A 17,939-nucleotide genomic window follows, 5' to 3' on the forward strand; every position below is an offset into this window, starting at 1 on the left:
GCGGGCCTCGATGTCGGAATTGAATGGGATTGCGTCCACAAAGCACAAGTGACCGCGGGCAGGCTGCGGGAATATCCCTCCAACGTTTCTGCACGGAGGAGGAAAAAATGAAAGTCAGCAGTGAGGTGAGGGAACTCCTCGCCAACCGACGCAAGGGGCACAGCCTCGATGCGCAGTTCTACACCAGCCAGGAAATCTTCGACCTGGACATGGAAGCCATCTTCGGCCAGCACTGGATCTACGTCGGGGTCGAACCCGACGTCCCCGAGCCGGGCGACTACTTCACGGTCAAGCTCGGACGCGCCTCGGTCGTCGTGCTGCGCAACGACGACATGGAGCTGCGCGCCTTTCACAACGTCTGCCGCCATCGTGGCGCGCAGCTGTGCAACGCGCACAAGGGCAGCGTCGGCAACCTCGTGTGTCCCTACCACCAATGGACCTACGACCTGTCGGGCAAGCTGATCTACGCCGAGCATATGGGCGAGGACTTCGACCCGTCCGGCCGCGGCCTCAAGCGCGTGCATGTCGAGAGCGTCGCGGGACTCATCTTCGTGTGCCTGGCCGAGAATCCGCCGCAGGACTTCAGCCGGATGCGCGAAACGATGTCGCGCTACATCGGGCCGCACCAGCTCTTCGAATGCAAGATCGCGGTGCAGGACGAGATCGTCGAGGCCGGCAACTGGAAGCTGGTCATGGAGAACAACCGCGAGTGCTACCACTGCGTGAGCAATCACCCGGAACTCACGATCTCCCTCTACGAATACGGTTTCGGCTATCAGCCTTCCCCGTCGAACGTCGAACAGGTCCAGGCCTTCCGCGACCTGATCGAGCGTGAGCACGCCCGCTGGGAAGCCGCGGGACTCCAGTCGGCGGAAATCGACGAACTGGATAGCCGTGTCACGGGTTTCCGCACGCAGCGCCTGCCGCTGGACAAGGCCGGCGAATCCCAGACGATGGACGCCAAGGTCGCCTGCCATAAGCTGCTCGGCAAATTCGACCAGCGCAACCTCGGCGGCCTGTCGTTCTGGACCCAGCCGAACTCCTGGCACCACTTCATGAGCGACCACATCGTGACCTTCACGGTGCTGCCGATCGGCCCCGATCAGACGCTGGTGCGCACGAAGTGGCTGGTGCACAAGGACGCCGTGGAAGGGCGCGACTACGATCCCGCCAAGCTCACCGCGGTGTGGCGCGCGACCAACCAGCAGGACCGCGAACTGGTCGAGATGTCCCAGCGCGGCGTCGCCGATCCGGCCTACGAACCGGGCCCCTATTCGCCCTACACGGAGGAGCTGGTCGAGAAGTTCGCCAACTGGTACGTGGGGCGCCTTCAGGCCGCCGCGGAGTAAACGACGCGAGCCGGGACGTGCCGTTCGGCTGTCCCGGCCCGAAGTGAGGCGGAAGGACAGCATCGGCTCCCCGTCCGCCATTCACAGCAAGTCGCCGCGCCGGCGTTCCCTACGCCGGCGGGGCCTGGAATCCCGAGGAAGTATTCAGCATGAACGGACCGATTACTCGTGATGTATGGCAGCTCGTGCCGCCCCTGTGGAACGCCGAGGAGGATGACCTCCTGCTCTGCTGCCAAGTCCGCCAGGAAACGCACGACGTCAAAAGCTTCATCCTTCGTCCCCGGACGCCCGGCCTGGTCCGCTTCCTGCCGGGGCAGTTCCTCACGCTGGAACTGGAAATCGACGGCGAGACGGTCAATCGGTGCTACACGATCTCGTCTTCCCCGACCCGTCCGGACACCCTGTCGATCACCGTCAAGCGCGTGCCCGGCGGCCTCGTCTCCAATTGGCTGCACGACAATTTCACCGCAGGCATGAGCCTGCGCGCGCTGGGGCCGAGCGGCGAGTTCGCATGCGCATTGCATCCGGCGGCGAAGTACCTGTTCCTCTCCGGCGGCTCGGGGGTCACGCCGCTGATGTCCATGTCGCGCAGTTTCCACGACCTGGGCGAGGATCGGGATGTTGTCTTCGTGCATAGCGCACGCACGCCGGCGGACATCATCTTCCGGCGGGAGTTGAGCCTGCTGGCCACCAATCAGCCGGGCTTCCGCACGGCCTTCGTGTGCGAAGGGCGGGGCAGCGAGGCCGATTGGTCTTCGCCGACCGGCTACCTCGACCTCTCGCTGCTCAAGCGAATCGCTCCCGACTTCGCCGAGCGCGAGATCTTCTGCTGCGGACCGGAGCCTTACATGGCCGCCGTCCGGGCCTTGCTGGCCGAGGGTGGCTTCGACATGAAGCACTATCACGAGGAAAGCTTCAGCTTCGCCGAAACGCCCAACGATCAGGAAAGCGAGGACGCCGGCGAGGCAAACGATACAAGCGCTGCCGACGCAGTCGGTTTCACCGTCGAGTTCGCGAAAAGCGGCCGTACAGTGGTTTGTGCGCCTGGACAGAAGCTGCTCGACGCAGCGCGCGCGGCGGGCCTGCGGCTGCCATCGTCGTGCGCCAAGGGCGTGTGCGGCACCTGCAAGTCGCGCCTCGTTTCCGGCGAGGTGGACATGGTCCATGGCGGGGGCATCCGCCAACGCGAGATCGATCAGGGCTTGATCCTTCCCTGCTGCAGCACGCCGCGGAGCGACCTCGTTATCGAGCGATAACGGCAGCTCGCACCTTCGCTGCACGCAATTTGTCGATGCTTACCCGAGCCACTTCCGGTTCGGTAGGTCGGGGCTCGCGCCCACGGGCAGGCATTCATTCGGGTCAGGAACTTCGGGCGGTCCGTGCCTTCAAAGCAGGGTGTTGCCCTTATGAGCGGCCGCGAATCGGCGAAATCGAATCATGGTCAAGAGATCAATCGTTGGAGCGCGTCGGAAGTCTTTCCGATGTTCCTCACCCTGGTCGCAGACGGTGCCGTGACTCGCGTGATACCGGATCATCTGGGCGCGATGGCGCGCACTTCTGAGCAGTTTTTCCGGGATTGCCCCGGATACTCCTTGAAAGTGGCGTTGGATTTCCTATCCTCAGGACCATAGTCATAGCTCTATGGCCAACGTAAGCCTATGGTCGCTACTCGCAGTTGATCCAGTCGTTAATTCGTACTTTCGAGCCTGGAAGTACAGGGTTTTCACATCAACTTGCCGGGCACTGGATTACTGCGATTGGTTCGAACACCGGGAACCTTCTCACAAGCGTGGTCGATGCGGCTCGCAGGCTCGCCACATCCTGCATGCTGCGGGTTCTTTGGACGAATCACTGGAGCAGATCAATAGCCTGAACGATCAGGGGTGAGAGTAGATGTTATCGGACTATTTCCCTGTTTTTCTGATGGCCGGGGTGGTTACCCTGCTGGGGCTATTTATCCTGAAAATATCGTCGCTCCTTCGACCCGCCAACCCCTATCCTGCAAAAAACCAGCCCTATGAGTGTGGCGTCGATCCCGTTGGCGATGCCTCGGTGGGGCAAGTCAAGATCCACTATTTTGTCATTGCCATTGCCTTCATTATCTTCGATGTCGAGACGCTGTACTTGTTTCCGTGGGCCGTGGTGCTGACGGATATTGGCCTGTTCGGTTATATCGAAATGTTTGTCTTTATCTTTCTGCTTTTGGTTGGCTTTATCTATGCGTGGGCGACTGGGGCACTGGAATGGCAAATCTAGAGAACCGTTTTTCCAATAATGTATTTTTCGGCACCGTTAATTCCCTCATTAACTGGAGCCGTAGTTCGGCGCTGTGGCCCGAGACTTTCGGAATTGCCTGCTGCGCCATCGAGATGATCTCGGCCGGTTGTGCACGTTATGACCTGGACCGCCTGGGCGTAGTGTTTCGTCCTTCACCCCGGCAATCCGACGTAATGATCATCGCCGGCACCGTGACCAAGAAATTCGCCCCGATCGTCCGCTTGCTCTATGACCAGATGACCGAACCCCGTTGGGTCATTGCCATGGGTACCTGTGCCATCTCCGGTGGTGTCTATAACACCTATGCGGTGGTCCAGGGTTCAGAGCGCATCGTGCCGGTGGATGTCCACGTCCCGGGTTGCCCCCCCCGGCCGGATGCACTGATTCATGGCATCTTGATGCTGCAGGAGAAGATCAAGAAGCAACATGTACAACGCAGAAAAGACCCGCAAGAAACAGGGAAGGTATCGCCATGAGCAACCACCCGCTGCGCGAACTGCTTCAACGGGAGTCGATACAGCAGCACTGCGAGTCGGTGTATGAAACCTTCGGGATGCTTACTTTGACGGTAAGCAAGGAGAACCTGCTGGCCCTCTGCCATTTGCTGAAACACGATAGCGCTCTGCAGTTTAATTTCCTCTCCGATATCTGCGGTGTCGATCATTATCCCCAACGCCCGCGCTTCGAGACCGTCTATCACCTCTATTCGATACCGTTCAAATATCGTTTGCGGCTCAAATGCCGCTTTGAGCTGGATGAGTTTCCCCCGTCGGTGGTGCCGGTGTGGCAGACCGCCAACTGGCATGAGCGGGAGGCCTATGACATGTACGGGATTGCGTTTGTCGGGCACCCGGATCTACGACGTATTTATATGTGGGAAGGCTATGACGGATACCCGATGAGAAAGGACTATCCATTGCGTGGCTACGCTGACCACTACAACCCGTTTGGCGAGGCGCGTAGCGAAAAATCAGAGGGGGCGTGACGGTGGCCTTATGACCGACATCAGTCTGTTAAGCAAGGGCGAAGCGGGTCAGAAACTGACCAAAGAGCTGTTGCTCAACCTCGGACCGCAACACCCCAGCACGCATGGCGTCCTGCGCATCATGCTGGAGTTGGACGGGGAAGAGATTCGCGGGGTGGATACCATCATCGGCTACCTGCATCGCGGCACTGAAAAACTCGCCGAAAACTTTACCTATACCCAGATCATTCCCCTGACCGACCGGCTGGACTATCTCTGTGCGCCCTCGAACAACCTGGCCTATGTATTGGCAGTGGAGCGCCTGCTGGGGATCAAGGCCCCCGAGCGTGCCCAGTATATTCGCGTCATGATGGCCGAGATGGCCCGTATCTCCGGTCATCTGCTGATCAGCGGCGCGCTGCCGATGGATCTGGGGGCCATGACCACCTTGCTCTATGTGATGCGCGAACGCGAGATGATCATGGATCTGATGGAGATGATCACCGGCGCGCGCATGCACACTTCATTCTGTCGGGTCGGCGGGGTGCGCGAGGATCTGCCTGATGGATTCGAGCCGCGTTGCCGCGAGTTCTGTCACGTGATGAAGCAGCGCATTGACGATTACGAGCGCCTGATTGCAGAAAATCGTATCTTCCTCAAACGCACCCGGGATATTGGCAAGATCAGTGGCGAACAAGCCATCGATTGGGGCTTGAGCGGGCCCTGCCTGCGTGCCTCGGGGGTTAACTGGGATATGCGGCGCGATAACCCCTATGAGATCTACGACCGGCTCTCGTTCGAGGTGATCGTGCGTGAAAACGGTGACTGCTACGACCGTTGGAAGTGCCGCATGGACGAGATGCGCGAGAGTGTAAAACTGATCGAGCAGTGCCTGGATCAGATGCCACCGGGGCCGGTGGCCGTGGCGATGCCCGATATTGCCTTTCCGCTCAACAAGATCACGGTGAAGTCGTCCATGGAAGCGATGATTCATCACTTCGACGTCTCCGCCTATGGTTTCCCGGTGCCCAAGGGCGAGGCCTATGTCAGCATCGAAGCGCCGAAGGGCGAGTTGGGCTTTTACATCATCAGCGACGGTAGCCCCAAGCCTTTACGGATGAAGGTCAGAGCCCCTTCTTTCATCAATCTGCAGGCGCTTGCCGTGCTGGCCAGGGGGTGTTACCTGGCCGATGTGATTGCCATTATCGGCAGTCTGGACCCGGTGATTGCCGAGGTCGACAAGTAATTCCGACGAACCAGCGGGTTGCGCAATTCACGAGAAAAAAGTGATGAAGGACCAGACCCTGAAGCAGCAGATCACCGAGATGGCTACACGCTATCCGGCCGCCCGGTCGGCGGTGATGCCGGCCCTGCATCTGGCCCAGGCCCACTATGGTTATCTGACGCAAGATGCCATGGCCGAGGTGGCCGAGTATCTGCACCTGCCGCGGGTGGCGGTGCTGGAAATCGCCACCTTCTACAGTCTGTTTCACACCCGGCCGGTGGGTAAATACCACCTGCAACTCTGTACCAATCTCAGCTGCATGTTGTTGGGCGCAGAGCGGCTGCAGCGACAGCTGGAACAGCAGCTGGATATCCGTTGTGGCGAGACCACCGCCGACGGACGTTTTACCCTGACCGCGGTGGAGTGCCTGGGGGCCTGTGAAATGGCGCCGGTAATGCAACTCAACGATGACTACTGCGGTCATCTGAATGAGCAGCGCCTGGCAGAGATGCTGCAAACACTACAAGAGGAAGCAAACCGCAAGCCGGAAAACGGACCACCGAGCAGTTGATCAAACAGTCTGCCAATGGAGAGCCCGAGATGTACGAGCAGGTACTCTTGCTGGAGAAGCGCGATTCTGAGTACCAGGATCTTGCAGGCTATCGTTCGGTGGGCGGTTATTCGGCACTGAGCAGCACCCTGCGTGACTCCACTCCCGAGCAGTTGATCGATCTGGTGAAAGAGGCCAAATTGCGTGGCCGGGGCGGGGCGGGTTTTCCCACCGGGTTGAAGTGGTCCTTTGTGCCGAAGGGTAGCGCGTCTGCCAAATGGCTCCTGTGCAATGCCGATGAGGGTGAGCCGGGCACCTTCAAGGACCGGATCATCATGGAACAGACGCCCCATCTGTTGCTTGAAGGGATGATTCTGGCCGCCTATGCCATTGGCGCGGCCAAGGCCTATATCTACATCAGGGGAGAATACGTCACCGCGATCAGGCGCTTGGAGCGGGAGATTCAGGCCTGTCGGCAGGCCGGTCTGCTGGGCAAGAACATCCTCGGTTCCGGGTTTGATCTTGATATCTATCTGCACCGTGGTGCCGGTGCCTACATCTGTGGCGAGGAGACGGCGCTGATCGAATCCCTGGAGGGAAACCGCGGCCAACCCCGCTTCAAACCACCATTTCCCGCCGTCTCCGGCTTCTATAAGGGACCGACAGTGGTCAACAATGTCGAAACCCTGGCCTGTGTTCCGCCCATTGTGCAACGCGGTGCCGACTGGTTTCGCTCCATCGGTAGCGAGAAATGTCCCGGTCCCAAGCTCTATTGCCTCAGTGGGCATGTAAAACGCCCCGGCCTGTATGAACTGCCCATGGGCATCTCGCTGCGGGAGCTGGTAGAACAGCACGCCGGTGGCACGCACTCGGGGAAAAAGATCAAGGCGGTCATTCCGGGGGGGATCTCCGCCGCCCTGTTACCCGAACCGGCGCTGGACATTGCCATGGACTTCGATGCCTTGTCGGCCGCAGGCACCATGTTGGGCTCGGCTGGGGTGATCGTGATGGATGAGAGTACCTGCATGGTTCAGGTGGCGCACCGCATCATCGAGTTTTTCCATCATGAATCCTGTGGAAAGTGCACCCCCTGCCGGGAAGGATTGGCCTGGGTCGAGCAGATGCTTAGACGCATTAAGGACGGCGAGGCAAAGTCGGGTGAGCTGGAATCGATGGAACGGATATATGGAAATATCGAGGGCAACACCTTCTGTCTACTGGGTGATGGGGCGGTGATGGCACTGCGTGGGGTGGTGAAAAATTTTCGCCACGAGTTTATCGAACGAATACAGCAGGGTGGCCGGGCCGCATAGTGGTATGTGTCTGATGCGGCGATTCGATGGGATATTTGGGATCGGATACGAGAGCGATGGTCAAGATTTCTATCGACGGACAATCAGCCGAATTTGAGGCCGGTACCACCATCCTGGATGCCGCCCGTCAGATGCAGATCGTCATCCCGACCTTCTGTTATTACCCCGGGCTCAGCCCTTCAGGCTCTTGCCGCATGTGCCTGGTCGAGATTGAAGGACAGCGCCGCCTGCAGCCGGCCTGTATTACCGCCATTGCCGATGGCATGGCGGTACAGACAAAGTCAAATGCGGCAAAGCGGGCACTGGAAGGTAACCTGGAATTCTTCCTCTCAAGCCATCCGCTGGATTGCCCGGTTTGTGATAAGGCGGGTGAATGCGAATTGCAGGATCAGGTGATGGACCATGGCCCGCGGATGGGGGTATTCGTGGAACAAAAGCGTATCTTCAATAACCGGGATATGCCGCTCAATGATGTGATCATCTTCAATGCCAATCGTTGTATCCAGTGTGTGCGTTGTGTCCGCATGTGTGACGAGGTCGTCGGGGCCCATGTCCTGGGAGCGATCGAACGCGGCAACTACAGCCAGATCGCCGGCTTTGGCGATGATCTGAAAAACTGCGATCAGTGCGGTAACTGTATCGAGGTCTGCCCGGTGGGGGCCTTGATGAATCGTCCCTACCGTTACAAGGCCCGGCCTTGGGATCTGCAGCGGGTGGATAGCGTCTGCCCCTTGTGCGGCACCGGCTGCCAGTTCACGGTCGAGTCGCGGGATGGCGCGCTGGTGCGGGTCCGCTCGCAACAGGCGCTGGGACTGAACAATGAGACCCTCTGTGCCCGGGGTCGCTTCGGTATCGATTTTGTCAATCACCCGGACCGCATCAAGAGCCCGATGCTGCGACAGGGTGAAGCGTTGGTGGCGGTTTCCTGGGACGAGGCGGCGGATTTTCTTAAACAGGCGTTTGCCGGAATGTTTGACCGGGGAAACCGGGTCGGGGGCCTGATCTCGCCACGCCTGGGCAATGAGGCGCAATTCCGCTTCCAGCAACTGATGCGCGGAGTCGTGCAGACCAACAATATTGATAGCTTCAGCCGTTGGTCCTATGCCGTGGACCGTGCCGACTCGCCGTATCCGGTTCTGCAGGATCTGCTCCGCAATCACTATAGCCGTCAGCCGCTCACCAGTCTGCTCAAAGGTGATCTGACCCTGCTCTACGGCTGCGATGTGGAAGATGAGAACCCGGTTTCGGATTATCTGATCCGCCGTAGCCTGACACGAACGGCAAACCGGCTCTATCTTATCTCACCCCGTCCGCTACGCCTCGAAGAGCATGCCGCCGCAGCAATCAACTGCATTCCCGGGGATGAGGGCTTGCTGCTGGCCTGGGCGCTGCACGGGATGCAGGCGCAGAGCGGCGATCCCGCATTGGGTAAGGCCCTGCCCGATGGCCCGCTTCCCGACTTGCCCACCGCAGCATGTCGGCGGTTTGTCGATCAACTGACCACCGGGCTTTTGGCCGCTGATGAGATCACCCTGCTTACGGGTACCGACCTGCTCAGAACGTCATCGGTGTTGTCCGGCCTACAGCTGCTGAACAACCTGACACAGGTGCTCAAAAAACTCGGCAAACAAGTTCATCTGCAATTTCTGCATGACCAGTGCAATCAGATGGGCAGTTGGGATCTGGGGGTTAGCCCGTATTGGTTACCCGGCGCAATCGCCCTGTCTGATACGGCGGGAAGAGCAGCCTGTGAGCGGCATTGGCGTATGACGCTGCCGGCGATGTCGGGTATGGATTTTAATCAAATGCTCGATAGTTGCATCGATGGTCAAATGGACTGCCTCTATCTGGTGGCAGAGGATCCGCTGGTCAGCACGCCGGATAGGGATCGCGTGGCAAACGCTTTGGATAAGGTGAACTTGCTGATTGTGCAAGATGCCTTCATGACCGCCACGGCACAGCAAGCCGATCTGCTCTTGCCGGCCACCAGCTACGCCGAGACTGATGCCAGCTACACGAACAATGAGGGCCGGCTGCAGCAGGTGCGGGGGTTTTACCCGCAGCCCGAAGGCATAAAATCGGATTGTGAGATCTTTTGTTGGATGGCCAGCAGCCTGGGGGCTGAACTGGGCTCAAGCCGTCCTGAAGCGATTCGGCAGGAGATCGAACAGCAGCTGCCAGCTTATCAGGGCTTGATCGAGGAAGCCAACGCCGGGGGCCGGTTTACCCGGGGCTTGACGACTGAACAAACCCCGGCGGTACTGGTGCGTCCCGTGTTGCCGCCGCGGATAAAACCGGCCGGCCTGCTGCTGATCACCGGCAACACCAGGACTCATGCCGGTTATTTGACCGAGCGATCCCCTACCTTGTGTCAAATATTGGCTGAACCCTATATCGAGCTCAATACCGATCAGGCAGCAACACTGGGTATCAGCGAGGGCCAACGACTGGAGGTGCAGGCTAACGGGTATGCGATAAGCGCCAACGCCCGACTCAATCCATCGCTGCAACCGGGTGTGGTCTTTGTACCTGGCCATTTCAGTAAGGTCGAGTTGAACCGTCTGTTCAAGGCTGGCGAGTACCCCTGTCCGGTCACGTTGAGGATTGCCTGATGGAACTGATGATTGCCGCCGCAGTGATCATGGTGAAGGTGATATTGATCACCGTCATCCTGTTTATCGTGCCGGTGCCATTGACCTGGCTGGAGCGCAAGATAGCCGGGCATATTCAACAGCGTATGGGACCCATGCGGGTCGGCTGGCATGGCCTGTTGCAACCGGTGGCCGATGGTCTGAAATTGTTGACGAAAGAGGACAACATCCCGGATCAGTCCGACCGGGTGCTGTTCAAGATTGCTCCCTTTGTCGCCTTGGTACCGCCCTTTATGGTGTTTGTCGCCGTACCCTTTGGCGACGACGTCAGTATTTTTGGCTACGAGACTCCCCTTTATCTGTCCGATATGAATGTCGGACTGCTCTATATTCTTGCTGTAGCTGGACTTGAAATCTACGGCGTCATCTTTGGTGGTTGGGCCTCCAACAGCAAATATGCCCTGTTGGGCAGCTTGCGCACCTGCGCACAGCTGATCAGTTATGAGATCCCCATGGGGTTTGCGGTGATCGGTGTGGTCATGCTGAGCCAGTCCATGAACCTTTCGGATATCGTCGACGCTCAGGAGCCCCTCTGGTTTATCGTCTATCAGCCCTTGGGCTTCTTTGTCTTCTTTATCGCCGGCCTTGCCGAAGCACAACGGATTCCTTTTGACCTGGCCGAGGCCGAAGGCGATCTGGGGGCGGGCTACCATACCGAATACAGCGGTATGCGGTTCTCCTTTTTCATGATCAGCGAGTATCTGGTGATGCTGACCATCTCGGTGCTCTGTGTCTTGCTCTTTTTTGGTGGTTGGCATGGTGTGTTGATCCCATTGCCCGCACCCATTTGGTTTGCCCTGAAGGTTGGTTTCTTTATCTACCTCTTCATGTGGTTCCGCTTTACCTTCCCCCGCTATCGTTATGATCAACTGATGAGTATCGGCTGGAAGGTACTGGTTCCGCTCTCAATTCTAAACATCCTGATTACCGGGATATTTGTCTATTGAGGTCTGTCTGGATATCCTGACAAGGCATCTCTTATGTACAACGAAAATACGCTGAACAAGTTCAGCCGAGAGCACCGATGGATCGGCGTGACTTTTTTTCTCGATCTGATCAATGGTCTCTCCCTGACCTTCAAGTACATGTTTTCAAAAAGTGTCACGATGCAGTATCCGGACAGGGAGAAATGGGTGCCGTATCCACGTCATCGTGGGCACCATGTGTTGCGCCGGGATGAGAATGGCGAGAATAAATGTGTCGCCTGTGAGCTTTGTGCAAAGATCTGTCCCTGCAACTGTATTACGGTGGTGCCCTACGAGGATGAGAATGGCAAACGGCGACCCTTGGTCTATGATGTTGATATGGCGCGTTGCCTCTACTGCGGCCTATGTGAAGACTCCTGCCCGGAAGAGGCCATTGCCCTCGGAAGCGTATTCGAATACTCCAGTTATACCTCGGAAGAACTGGTGGTAGGCCGCGATTCGTTGCTTGAGATGGATGGTAAGACCGAGTACCCGGGAAGTGTCGTCAAGGCGCGGTACCTACCATTGGCGCAGTCTACGGTTGAAGCGCAGGAGTCTTCCGGGTATGACTGGTGGAGGTTTATCCATAGAAAGGATTGAAGGTTATTGGGTCTGAACGCAAGGGAATGCACGGGTTGGCTATACAACAAACAAGGACCCAATAGCCTAGCCATCGGCAGTGCTGGATGCCATGTCTGGCGTCGGCAGCGCACCGAACAAAGACCATAGGGGCTTTGTTTGATACGGGAGAGAAGGAATCCGGAATACCACAGCGGCATTAATAATGATGAACAAAAAGGGCTGGCTAAATGGAACAGGCTTTTTTTCTCCTCTTCGCCTCGATCGCCGTAGCTTCGGCCTGTGGTGTGGTGCTGCTGAAAAATCCTGTCCATAGTGCGGTCTCCCTGATGGCCTGCTTCATCCAGATCGCCGCCCTCTATATCCTGCTCCATTCCCCCTTCCTGGCGGCGGTGCAACTGTTCGTCTATGTGGGCGCCATCATGGTGCTGTTCATATTCGTCATCATGATGCTGGAGATTCGCCAGGCGACCCTGGAACGGTTTCTGCCCGGAAGTAAATATATCGCGCTGGTGTTTTCCGTGGTCCTGGGGAGTGCCATGTTGTGGCTGCTGTTCAGCAGCCCGCTGTTATCGCAGATTCCGCCACCCACGCCGTCAGCGAGCCAAGGCAGCGTCAGCGAACTGGGCCAGGCCCTGTTTACCCAGTATTTGCTGCCCTTTGAGGTTGTATCGATCGTCCTGCTGGTGGCCCTGGTTGGGGCCATCTTCATGACGCATAAAGGGGATGGGTGATGGCGCCACTCTCCTGGTATATCGCACTCAGTGTCAGTCTATTTGTCATCGGCCTCTACGGCGTGTTGAGCCGACGCAATGTCTTGATCGTCCTGATGTGCCTGGAGTTGATGCTCAGCGCAGTCAATATCAACCTGGTGGCCTTCTCGTACTTTCTTTCGCATCTGGGTGGCCAGATCTTTGCGATCTTTGTCATCACGGTGACGGCCGCCGAGGTGGCGGTGGCCCTGGCGATTGTCATTGCCTTTGTGCGCCAAAAGGGCAGCCTCAAGATCGACGAAATCAGCATCATGAAAGGGTGATGCAATGGCGGCCAGCGAATCCATCACCCCCGTGCTTGCGATCCTGGTCTCCCTTGGTGCCGCCTTGGTCATCCTGGCACTGCATCAGCGCCCCAATCTGCGCGATGCGACTTCGGTCATCGCCGCGGTGATCAAGTTCATGCTGGTGATCTCCATGGCACCCATGGTGCTGCGGGGCGAGCTGATCGAATACAACTTGTTTACCGTCTTGCCCGGCATTGACTTCGCCTTCCGGGTCGACCCGCTGGGGATGGTTTTTGCGACCACCTCAAGTCTGTTATGGATCGTGGCGGCCCTCTATTCAATCGGTTATATGCGCAGCCTGAATGAGCATGCGCAGACGCGCTTTTATGCCTGTTTTGCGGTCAGCCTTTCAGCAGCCGTGGGCGGTGCCTTTGCCGCCAACCTCTTTACCTTGATCATCTTCTACGAGGTGTTAAGCCTGATCACCTATCCCCTGGTCTATCACCACGAGGATGAGGCGGCCTGGGAGGGGAGCAAGAAATATATCGTCTATCTCATGGGGGCCTCCAAGACCTTCCTGCTTATTGCGGTGGCGTTGACCTATTTTCTTACCGGAAGCCTCGATTTTGCCCACGATGGTTTGCTCAAGGCGGTATCAAGTTCACCCCTGATCCTGACACTGCTCTATTTCTGCTACCTGTTTGGTTTTGCCAAAGCCGCCATCATGCCATTTCATGCCTGGCTGCCGGCGGCCATGGTGGCGCCAACTCCGGTCAGTGGCCTGCTGCACGCGGTGGCCGTGGTGAAAATGGGGGTGTTCTGTGTGTTGCGGGTCATCTTCCATGTCTTTGGTGTACAGCTTATGGGCGATCTGGGGCTGGGCATTGCCACCGCCTATCTGGTGTCTTTCACCATCATCACGGCCTCGCTCTATGCCCTGACCCGCGATGATCTCAAGGCCCGGCTGGCGTACTCGACGGTTAGTCAACTCTCCTACATCGTCCTCGGCGCGGCACTGCTTAGTCCCGGCACGATGGTCGGTGGCATCATGCATATCGCCGGCCACGCCTTTTCCAAGATCACTCTGTTCTTCTGCGCCGGTTCCATCTTCTGCGCCTGTCGGCGACGAAAGATCAGCGAACTGGGCGGGATCGGGCACCGACTGCCGTGGACCATGACGGCATTCTTTATCGCTTCCTTGAGCATGATCGGCATTCCGCCGGTGGGAGGCTTTATCAGCAAGTGGTATCTGATCGTAGGCGCCATCGAGGCACAGCAGTTGGCATTTGTACTGGTCTTGCTGATCAGCTCACTACTCAATGCGGCCTATTTTCTTCCCATTAGCTACACAGCCTTTTTTGATAAGGAGGCGCCGCCGAATGGGGCCGCACCGACAGCACCGATCCGTGAGATTCCCCTGATGGCCGCCACCGTGATGACGACGGCCTTGCTGTCGCTGCTGCTGGGGCTTTATCCCGACTATTTCCTGAGCTTGGCACAGGAGGTGATCAAATGATCGCTAAGCTGGTCAACTTCTTTGGCGATCCGCAATATCGTGCGCGGCGCAGGCAGCTGTTCGTCATTATCCTGGCGATGACCCTGGCGGCCGATTTTCTGGTGAGGCGGGATCATGTCGAGGGCTTCTGGCAGGCGATACCCGGGTGGGGGGCTTTGTACGGGTTTATTGCCTGTTTCCTGATTGTTTTTGTCTCCAAGTTCCTCGGCCACCAGGGCAAACTGATGCGTCGGGAGGACTATTATGATTGAGTGGGTCCACCCGGGGATGGTCTATATCTTTGGGGCACTCTTGATTCCCCTGTTCAAGGGACGCCGCCGCCAGGGCTATTTGCTGTTGGTCACCTTGCTGGCCTTGTCTGCCGTATTCTCGCTGTCACCGGGGCAATACACCGTTTTCAGCTATACCGGCAAAGAGATCATCCTGGGACAGGTGGACAAGCTCAGCATCCTCTTCGCCTGGGTCTTCAGCCTGATGGGCTTGATCGGCACGGTCTATGCGCTGCAGGTGAGAGGCGCCGGTGAACATGTCGCCGCCTTTCTCTATGTAGGCAGCGCCCTGGGGGTGGTCTTTGCCGGTGACTTCCTCAGCCTGTTCCTGTTCTGGGAACTGATGGCCTTTGCCTCGGCCTATCTGGTGTTTGCCCAGGGGGGCAAGGCGGCCCTCGCGGCAGGTTTTCGCTATCTGCTGGTGCATATCGCCGGAGGACTCTGCCTACTGGGCGGGATTGTGTTGCACTATGCCGCCGCCGGGTCCATCCAGTTTGGTCCCCTGAACGGGGGTGGGGCCGCCTTCTATCTCATCCTGACCGGTTTTATCCTCAATGCGGCGGTGCCGCCGCTTAATGCCTGGCTCACCGACGCCTATCCCGAGGCCACCGTTACCGGCGCCGTCTTCATGAGCGCCTTTACCACCAAGACCGCCGTCTATGTGCTGTTGCGTGGTTTCCCCGGAACCGAGGTGTTGATCTGGCTGGGCGCAGTCATGGCGATCTATGGGGTGGTCTACGCGGTGCTGGAAAACGATGCCCGACGTTTGCTCGCTTACCATATCGTCAGCCAGGTGGGTTATATGGTGGCCGGGGTCGGGATCGGCACCGAAATGGCGGTCAACGGCGCCAGCGCCCACGCTTTTGCCCATATCCTCTACAAGGGGCTGTTGTTCATGGGGGCGGGGGCGGTGATTTTTGTCACCGGCCGTCGCAAGCTCACCGAACTGGGCGGCTTGTATAAACAGATGCCGGTGACGCTGTTTCTCTACATGATTGGCGCTTTTTCAATCTCGGCCTTCCCGTTCTTTAGCGGTTTTGTCAGCAAGTCGATGGTGATCGCAGCCGCCACGGGGGACGGTCGCAGCCTGATTGCCTTGATGCTGATACTGGCCTCATCGGGTACCTTCCTGCATACCGGGCTCAAGTTGCCCTACTACATGTTCTTTGGCAAGGATTCCGGACTCAAGGCAAAGGAGCCGCCAACGAACATGCTCATCGCCATGACCATCGCGGCCAGCCTCTGTCTGTTGATCGGCATCTTCCCGGATCTGCTCTACCGGCTTTTGCCCTATAGCGTCGACTTTCATCCCTATACCGGCGTGCACATCACCGAGACCATGGGCCTGCTGCTCTTCACCGGCCTGGGCTTCGCGCTGTTTCTCAAACACCTGGACCCCGAGCGCACCATCAGCCTGGATACCGACTGGTTTTACCGCACCGGGGCAAGGTGGTTGATGTGGTTTGCCCGTCGTCCGCTGACGCGCTACGAAGAGGTGGTCAGCGATTTTTCCAACTCGCTGGTACTCAAGCCCCATACCGCCATCGCAAAGCTTGGACTCTGGTTTGATCAGCATATTGTTGATGGGGTGGTCAATGGCGTGGCGACCGGTCTGATCCGGTGTGCCACGCAGCTGCGCCAGCTGCAAAGCGGCATCCTGAGCCAGTATGCCCTGGGTATCGTGGCGGGGCTGGTGGCCTGTCTGTTGTTGTATGGTTTTTTGTGACTTGAATGTAACGCGCGTGGCGTGTTGATCAAGGAGGTTGTGGGTGGTGGATTCAGCCGTCAACACAATGGGTTTTCCCGTGCTGAGCCTGATCGTGCTGGTGCCGTTGGCTGGTGCGTTGCTGTTGCTCTGGCTCAAGGATGACCTTCAGATCAAGCGACTGGCCCTGCTGGTCACCACGCTTGATCTGGCGCTGACGCTGAAGCTGCTGGCGCATTTCAATCCAGACACCCACCTGATGCAGTTTTTCGAAGAATATCAGTGGATACCTGCCTTGGATATCCACTATGCGCTGGGTGTCGATGGCATCAGCGTGCTGTTTGTCTTTCTCAGTGCGTTTCTGGGCTGGATCTGTGTGCTGGCTTCCTGGCGTGCCATTGAACAGCACGTGAAAGGTTTCATGTGCGCGCTGTTGGTGATGCAGACCCTGATGTTAGGCGTCTTTTGCGCCATGGATCTGTTTCTCTTCTTCATCTTCTGGGAGGCGATGCTGATACCGATGTATCTGATCATCGGTGTCTGGGGTGGGGACAACCGCATCTATGCCGCTTTCAAATTCTTTCTCTACACATTGTCCGGCAGCGTACTCTTTCTGGTGGGCATGATCGTGCTCTATTTTGAAGGCGGGCGCAGCTTTGATATTCCGACCCTGATGACGCAAAAGTATCCCTTTACCGTCCAGTTCTGGGTCTTTATCGCCTTCTTTATCGCGTTTGCCATCAAAGTGCCGATGTTCCCGTTTCATACCTGGTTGCCCGATGCCCACGTACAGGCCCCCACCGCTGGCAGCATCGTGTTGGCTGGCGTCCTGCTGAAGATGGGGGCCTATGGCTTTTTGCGTTTTTCACTGCCGATGCTGCCTCTGGCGACCCACTATTTTGCAACGCCGGTGGTGCTGCTCTCCTTGGTGGCCATCATCTACGGCGGCTATCTGGCACTGGCCCAGGACGACCTGAAAAAGCTGGTGGCCTATTCCAGTATTAGCCACATGGGCTTTGTCACCGTCGGCCTGTTTGTGCTCAATGTTGCCGGTCTGAAAGGCGGTATTTTGCAGATGTTTAGCCACGGCATCATCACCGGTGCGCTGTTCCTGCTGGTCGGGCTGGTCTATGAGCGTACCCATACCCGGCTGATCAGCGATTACGGCGGACTGATGAAGGTGATGCCGATCTACACCACCGGGCTGGCCTTTTTTACCCTGGCGGCGATGGCCTTGCCCGGCACCGGTGCCTTTATCGGTGAATTGCTGGTGTTGGTGGGGGTCTTTGGCTTTAGCAAGATCGTTGCCGCACTGGCAGTCATTGGTGCACTGCTCAGTGCCGGTTATCTGCTGAGTATGTTTAAACGGGTGGCGCTGGGCAAGGTGACCAACCAGGCGCTGACCAAAAGTTGGGATCTGGATGCCAGGGAAGTGGTGGCGCTATTGTCGCTGGCCCTGTTTGTTCTCTGGGTGGGCTTCTATCCCATGCCCTTCCTGAACATCATGCATGCATCCGTCGAGCACCTGCTGCAGCAGACGCAAGCGCAGGTGGTATTGATTAGCCGGTAATCGGAT

At 57.8% G+C, this 17,939-nt stretch carries 17 protein-coding genes; all 17 read left to right on the forward strand.

Annotated elements, in window-relative coordinates:
• Nucleotides 1-107 precede the first annotated feature (107 nt).
• Nucleotides 108-1,349 carry an aromatic ring-hydroxylating oxygenase subunit alpha gene (locus F464_RS0123970; RefSeq protein WP_018992396.1) on the forward strand — a complete coding sequence of 414 codons (1,242 nt, stop codon included), beginning with the start codon at nucleotides 108-110 and terminating at the stop codon, nucleotides 1,347-1,349.
• 149 nt (nucleotides 1,350-1,498) lie between these two features.
• Entirely contained in the window at nucleotides 1,499-2,605 is a 1,107-nt protein-coding gene (locus F464_RS0123975) for a hybrid-cluster NAD(P)-dependent oxidoreductase (RefSeq protein WP_018992397.1), read from the forward strand.
• Nucleotides 2,606-3,242: 637 nt separating this feature from the next.
• Entirely contained in the window at nucleotides 3,243-3,605 is a 363-nt protein-coding gene (locus tag F464_RS0123980; protein WP_018992398.1) for an NADH-quinone oxidoreductase subunit A, read from the forward strand.
• The gene (locus tag F464_RS29445; protein WP_051092351.1) at nucleotides 3,593-4,102 is read left to right on the forward strand and encodes a NuoB/complex I 20 kDa subunit family protein; all 510 of its coding nucleotides are present in this window, start codon (nucleotides 3,593-3,595) and stop codon (nucleotides 4,100-4,102) included. The genes F464_RS0123980 and F464_RS29445 overlap by 13 nt, the downstream gene beginning before the upstream one ends.
• Nucleotides 4,099-4,611 carry an NADH-quinone oxidoreductase subunit C gene (locus F464_RS0123990; protein WP_018992400.1) on the forward strand — a complete coding sequence of 171 codons (513 nt, stop codon included), beginning with the start codon at nucleotides 4,099-4,101 and terminating at the stop codon, nucleotides 4,609-4,611. The genes F464_RS29445 and F464_RS0123990 overlap by 4 nt, the downstream gene beginning before the upstream one ends.
• Before the next feature lie 10 nt (nucleotides 4,612-4,621).
• Nucleotides 4,622-5,836, forward strand: coding sequence for an NADH dehydrogenase (quinone) subunit D (nuoD, locus tag F464_RS0123995; RefSeq protein WP_018992401.1), 1,215 nt, complete (start codon nucleotides 4,622-4,624; stop codon nucleotides 5,834-5,836).
• 43 nt (nucleotides 5,837-5,879) lie between these two features.
• Complete coding sequence (gene nuoE, locus F464_RS0124000; RefSeq protein ID WP_018992402.1) at nucleotides 5,880-6,386, forward strand: NADH-quinone oxidoreductase subunit NuoE; 507 nt, start codon at nucleotides 5,880-5,882, stop codon at nucleotides 6,384-6,386.
• A gap of 29 nt (nucleotides 6,387-6,415) precedes the next feature.
• Entirely contained in the window at nucleotides 6,416-7,678 is a 1,263-nt protein-coding gene (gene nuoF, locus F464_RS0124005) for an NADH-quinone oxidoreductase subunit NuoF (protein ID WP_018992403.1), read from the forward strand.
• A gap of 56 nt (nucleotides 7,679-7,734) precedes the next feature.
• On the forward strand, nucleotides 7,735-10,290 hold the full coding sequence (locus F464_RS29450) for a molybdopterin-dependent oxidoreductase (protein WP_018992404.1): 2,556 nt from the start codon (nucleotides 7,735-7,737) through the stop codon (nucleotides 10,288-10,290).
• Nucleotides 10,290-11,276, forward strand: a complete 987-nt coding sequence (gene nuoH, locus F464_RS0124015) for an NADH-quinone oxidoreductase subunit NuoH (protein WP_018992405.1) — start codon at nucleotides 10,290-10,292, stop codon at nucleotides 11,274-11,276. The genes F464_RS29450 and nuoH overlap by 1 nt, the downstream gene beginning before the upstream one ends.
• A gap of 33 nt (nucleotides 11,277-11,309) precedes the next feature.
• Nucleotides 11,310-11,894, forward strand: coding sequence for an NADH-quinone oxidoreductase subunit NuoI (gene nuoI, locus F464_RS0124020; RefSeq protein WP_018992406.1), 585 nt, complete (start codon nucleotides 11,310-11,312; stop codon nucleotides 11,892-11,894).
• A 209-nt stretch (nucleotides 11,895-12,103) separates the two neighbouring features.
• A complete protein-coding gene (locus tag F464_RS0124025) occupies nucleotides 12,104-12,607 on the forward strand; it encodes an NADH-quinone oxidoreductase subunit J family protein (RefSeq protein WP_018992407.1) in 504 nt (167 codons plus the stop codon).
• Nucleotides 12,607-12,909, forward strand: coding sequence for an NADH-quinone oxidoreductase subunit NuoK (nuoK, locus tag F464_RS0124030; protein ID WP_018992408.1), 303 nt, complete (start codon nucleotides 12,607-12,609; stop codon nucleotides 12,907-12,909). Before F464_RS0124025 ends, nuoK begins: the two co-directional genes overlap by 1 nt.
• Nucleotides 12,910-12,913: 4 nt before the next feature.
• Nucleotides 12,914-14,389 carry a monovalent cation/H+ antiporter subunit D family protein gene (locus F464_RS0124035; RefSeq protein ID WP_018992409.1) on the forward strand — a complete coding sequence of 492 codons (1,476 nt, stop codon included), beginning with the start codon at nucleotides 12,914-12,916 and terminating at the stop codon, nucleotides 14,387-14,389.
• Nucleotides 14,386-14,640 (forward strand): hypothetical protein, encoded by a 255-nt coding sequence (locus F464_RS0124040; protein ID WP_018992410.1) that lies wholly within the window; start codon nucleotides 14,386-14,388, stop codon nucleotides 14,638-14,640. Before F464_RS0124035 ends, F464_RS0124040 begins: the two co-directional genes overlap by 4 nt.
• Nucleotides 14,633-16,384, forward strand: a complete 1,752-nt coding sequence (locus F464_RS0124045) for a Na(+)/H(+) antiporter subunit D (protein WP_018992411.1) — start codon at nucleotides 14,633-14,635, stop codon at nucleotides 16,382-16,384. Before F464_RS0124040 ends, F464_RS0124045 begins: the two co-directional genes overlap by 8 nt.
• 46 nt (nucleotides 16,385-16,430) lie before the next feature.
• Nucleotides 16,431-17,933 (forward strand): NADH-quinone oxidoreductase subunit M, encoded by a 1,503-nt coding sequence (locus F464_RS0124050; protein ID WP_232429024.1) that lies wholly within the window; start codon nucleotides 16,431-16,433, stop codon nucleotides 17,931-17,933.
• The last annotated feature ends 6 nt before the right edge of the window (nucleotides 17,934-17,939 follow it).

The organism is Aromatoleum toluclasticum ATCC 700605 (assembly GCF_000378245.1).
In the GTDB taxonomy this organism is placed as follows: Bacteria; Pseudomonadota; Gammaproteobacteria; order Burkholderiales; family Rhodocyclaceae; genus Aromatoleum; species Aromatoleum toluclasticum.

What these genes read in the sequence shown, in the direction of transcription:
- F464_RS0123990 (WP_018992400.1), top strand. Translation starts at nt 4,099, where the DNA reads ATGAGCAACCACCCGCTGCGCGAACTGCTTCAACGGGAGTCGATACAG.
- F464_RS0124035 (WP_018992409.1), top strand. Translation starts at nt 12,914, where the DNA reads ATGGCGGCCAGCGAATCCATCACCCCCGTGCTTGCGATCCTGGTCTCC.
- F464_RS0124040 (WP_018992410.1), top strand. Translation starts at nt 14,386, where the DNA reads ATGATCGCTAAGCTGGTCAACTTCTTTGGCGATCCGCAATATCGTGCG.
- F464_RS0123975 (WP_018992397.1), top strand. Translation starts at nt 1,499, where the DNA reads ATGAACGGACCGATTACTCGTGATGTATGGCAGCTCGTGCCGCCCCTG.
- nuoF (WP_018992403.1), top strand. Translation starts at nt 6,416, where the DNA reads ATGTACGAGCAGGTACTCTTGCTGGAGAAGCGCGATTCTGAGTACCAG.
- nuoD (WP_018992401.1), top strand. Translation starts at nt 4,622, where the DNA reads ATGACCGACATCAGTCTGTTAAGCAAGGGCGAAGCGGGTCAGAAACTG.
- F464_RS0123980 (WP_018992398.1), top strand. Translation starts at nt 3,243, where the DNA reads ATGTTATCGGACTATTTCCCTGTTTTTCTGATGGCCGGGGTGGTTACC.
- F464_RS0124025 (WP_018992407.1), top strand. Translation starts at nt 12,104, where the DNA reads ATGGAACAGGCTTTTTTTCTCCTCTTCGCCTCGATCGCCGTAGCTTCG.
- nuoK (WP_018992408.1), top strand. Translation starts at nt 12,607, where the DNA reads ATGGCGCCACTCTCCTGGTATATCGCACTCAGTGTCAGTCTATTTGTC.
- F464_RS0123970 (WP_018992396.1), top strand. Translation starts at nt 108, where the DNA reads ATGAAAGTCAGCAGTGAGGTGAGGGAACTCCTCGCCAACCGACGCAAG.
- F464_RS29450 (WP_018992404.1), top strand. Translation starts at nt 7,735, where the DNA reads ATGGTCAAGATTTCTATCGACGGACAATCAGCCGAATTTGAGGCCGGT.
- F464_RS0124045 (WP_018992411.1), top strand. Translation starts at nt 14,633, where the DNA reads ATGATTGAGTGGGTCCACCCGGGGATGGTCTATATCTTTGGGGCACTC.
- nuoE (WP_018992402.1), top strand. Translation starts at nt 5,880, where the DNA reads ATGAAGGACCAGACCCTGAAGCAGCAGATCACCGAGATGGCTACACGC.
- nuoI (WP_018992406.1), top strand. Translation starts at nt 11,310, where the DNA reads ATGTACAACGAAAATACGCTGAACAAGTTCAGCCGAGAGCACCGATGG.
- nuoH (WP_018992405.1), top strand. Translation starts at nt 10,290, where the DNA reads ATGGAACTGATGATTGCCGCCGCAGTGATCATGGTGAAGGTGATATTG.
- F464_RS29445 (WP_051092351.1), top strand. Translation starts at nt 3,593, where the DNA reads ATGGCAAATCTAGAGAACCGTTTTTCCAATAATGTATTTTTCGGCACC.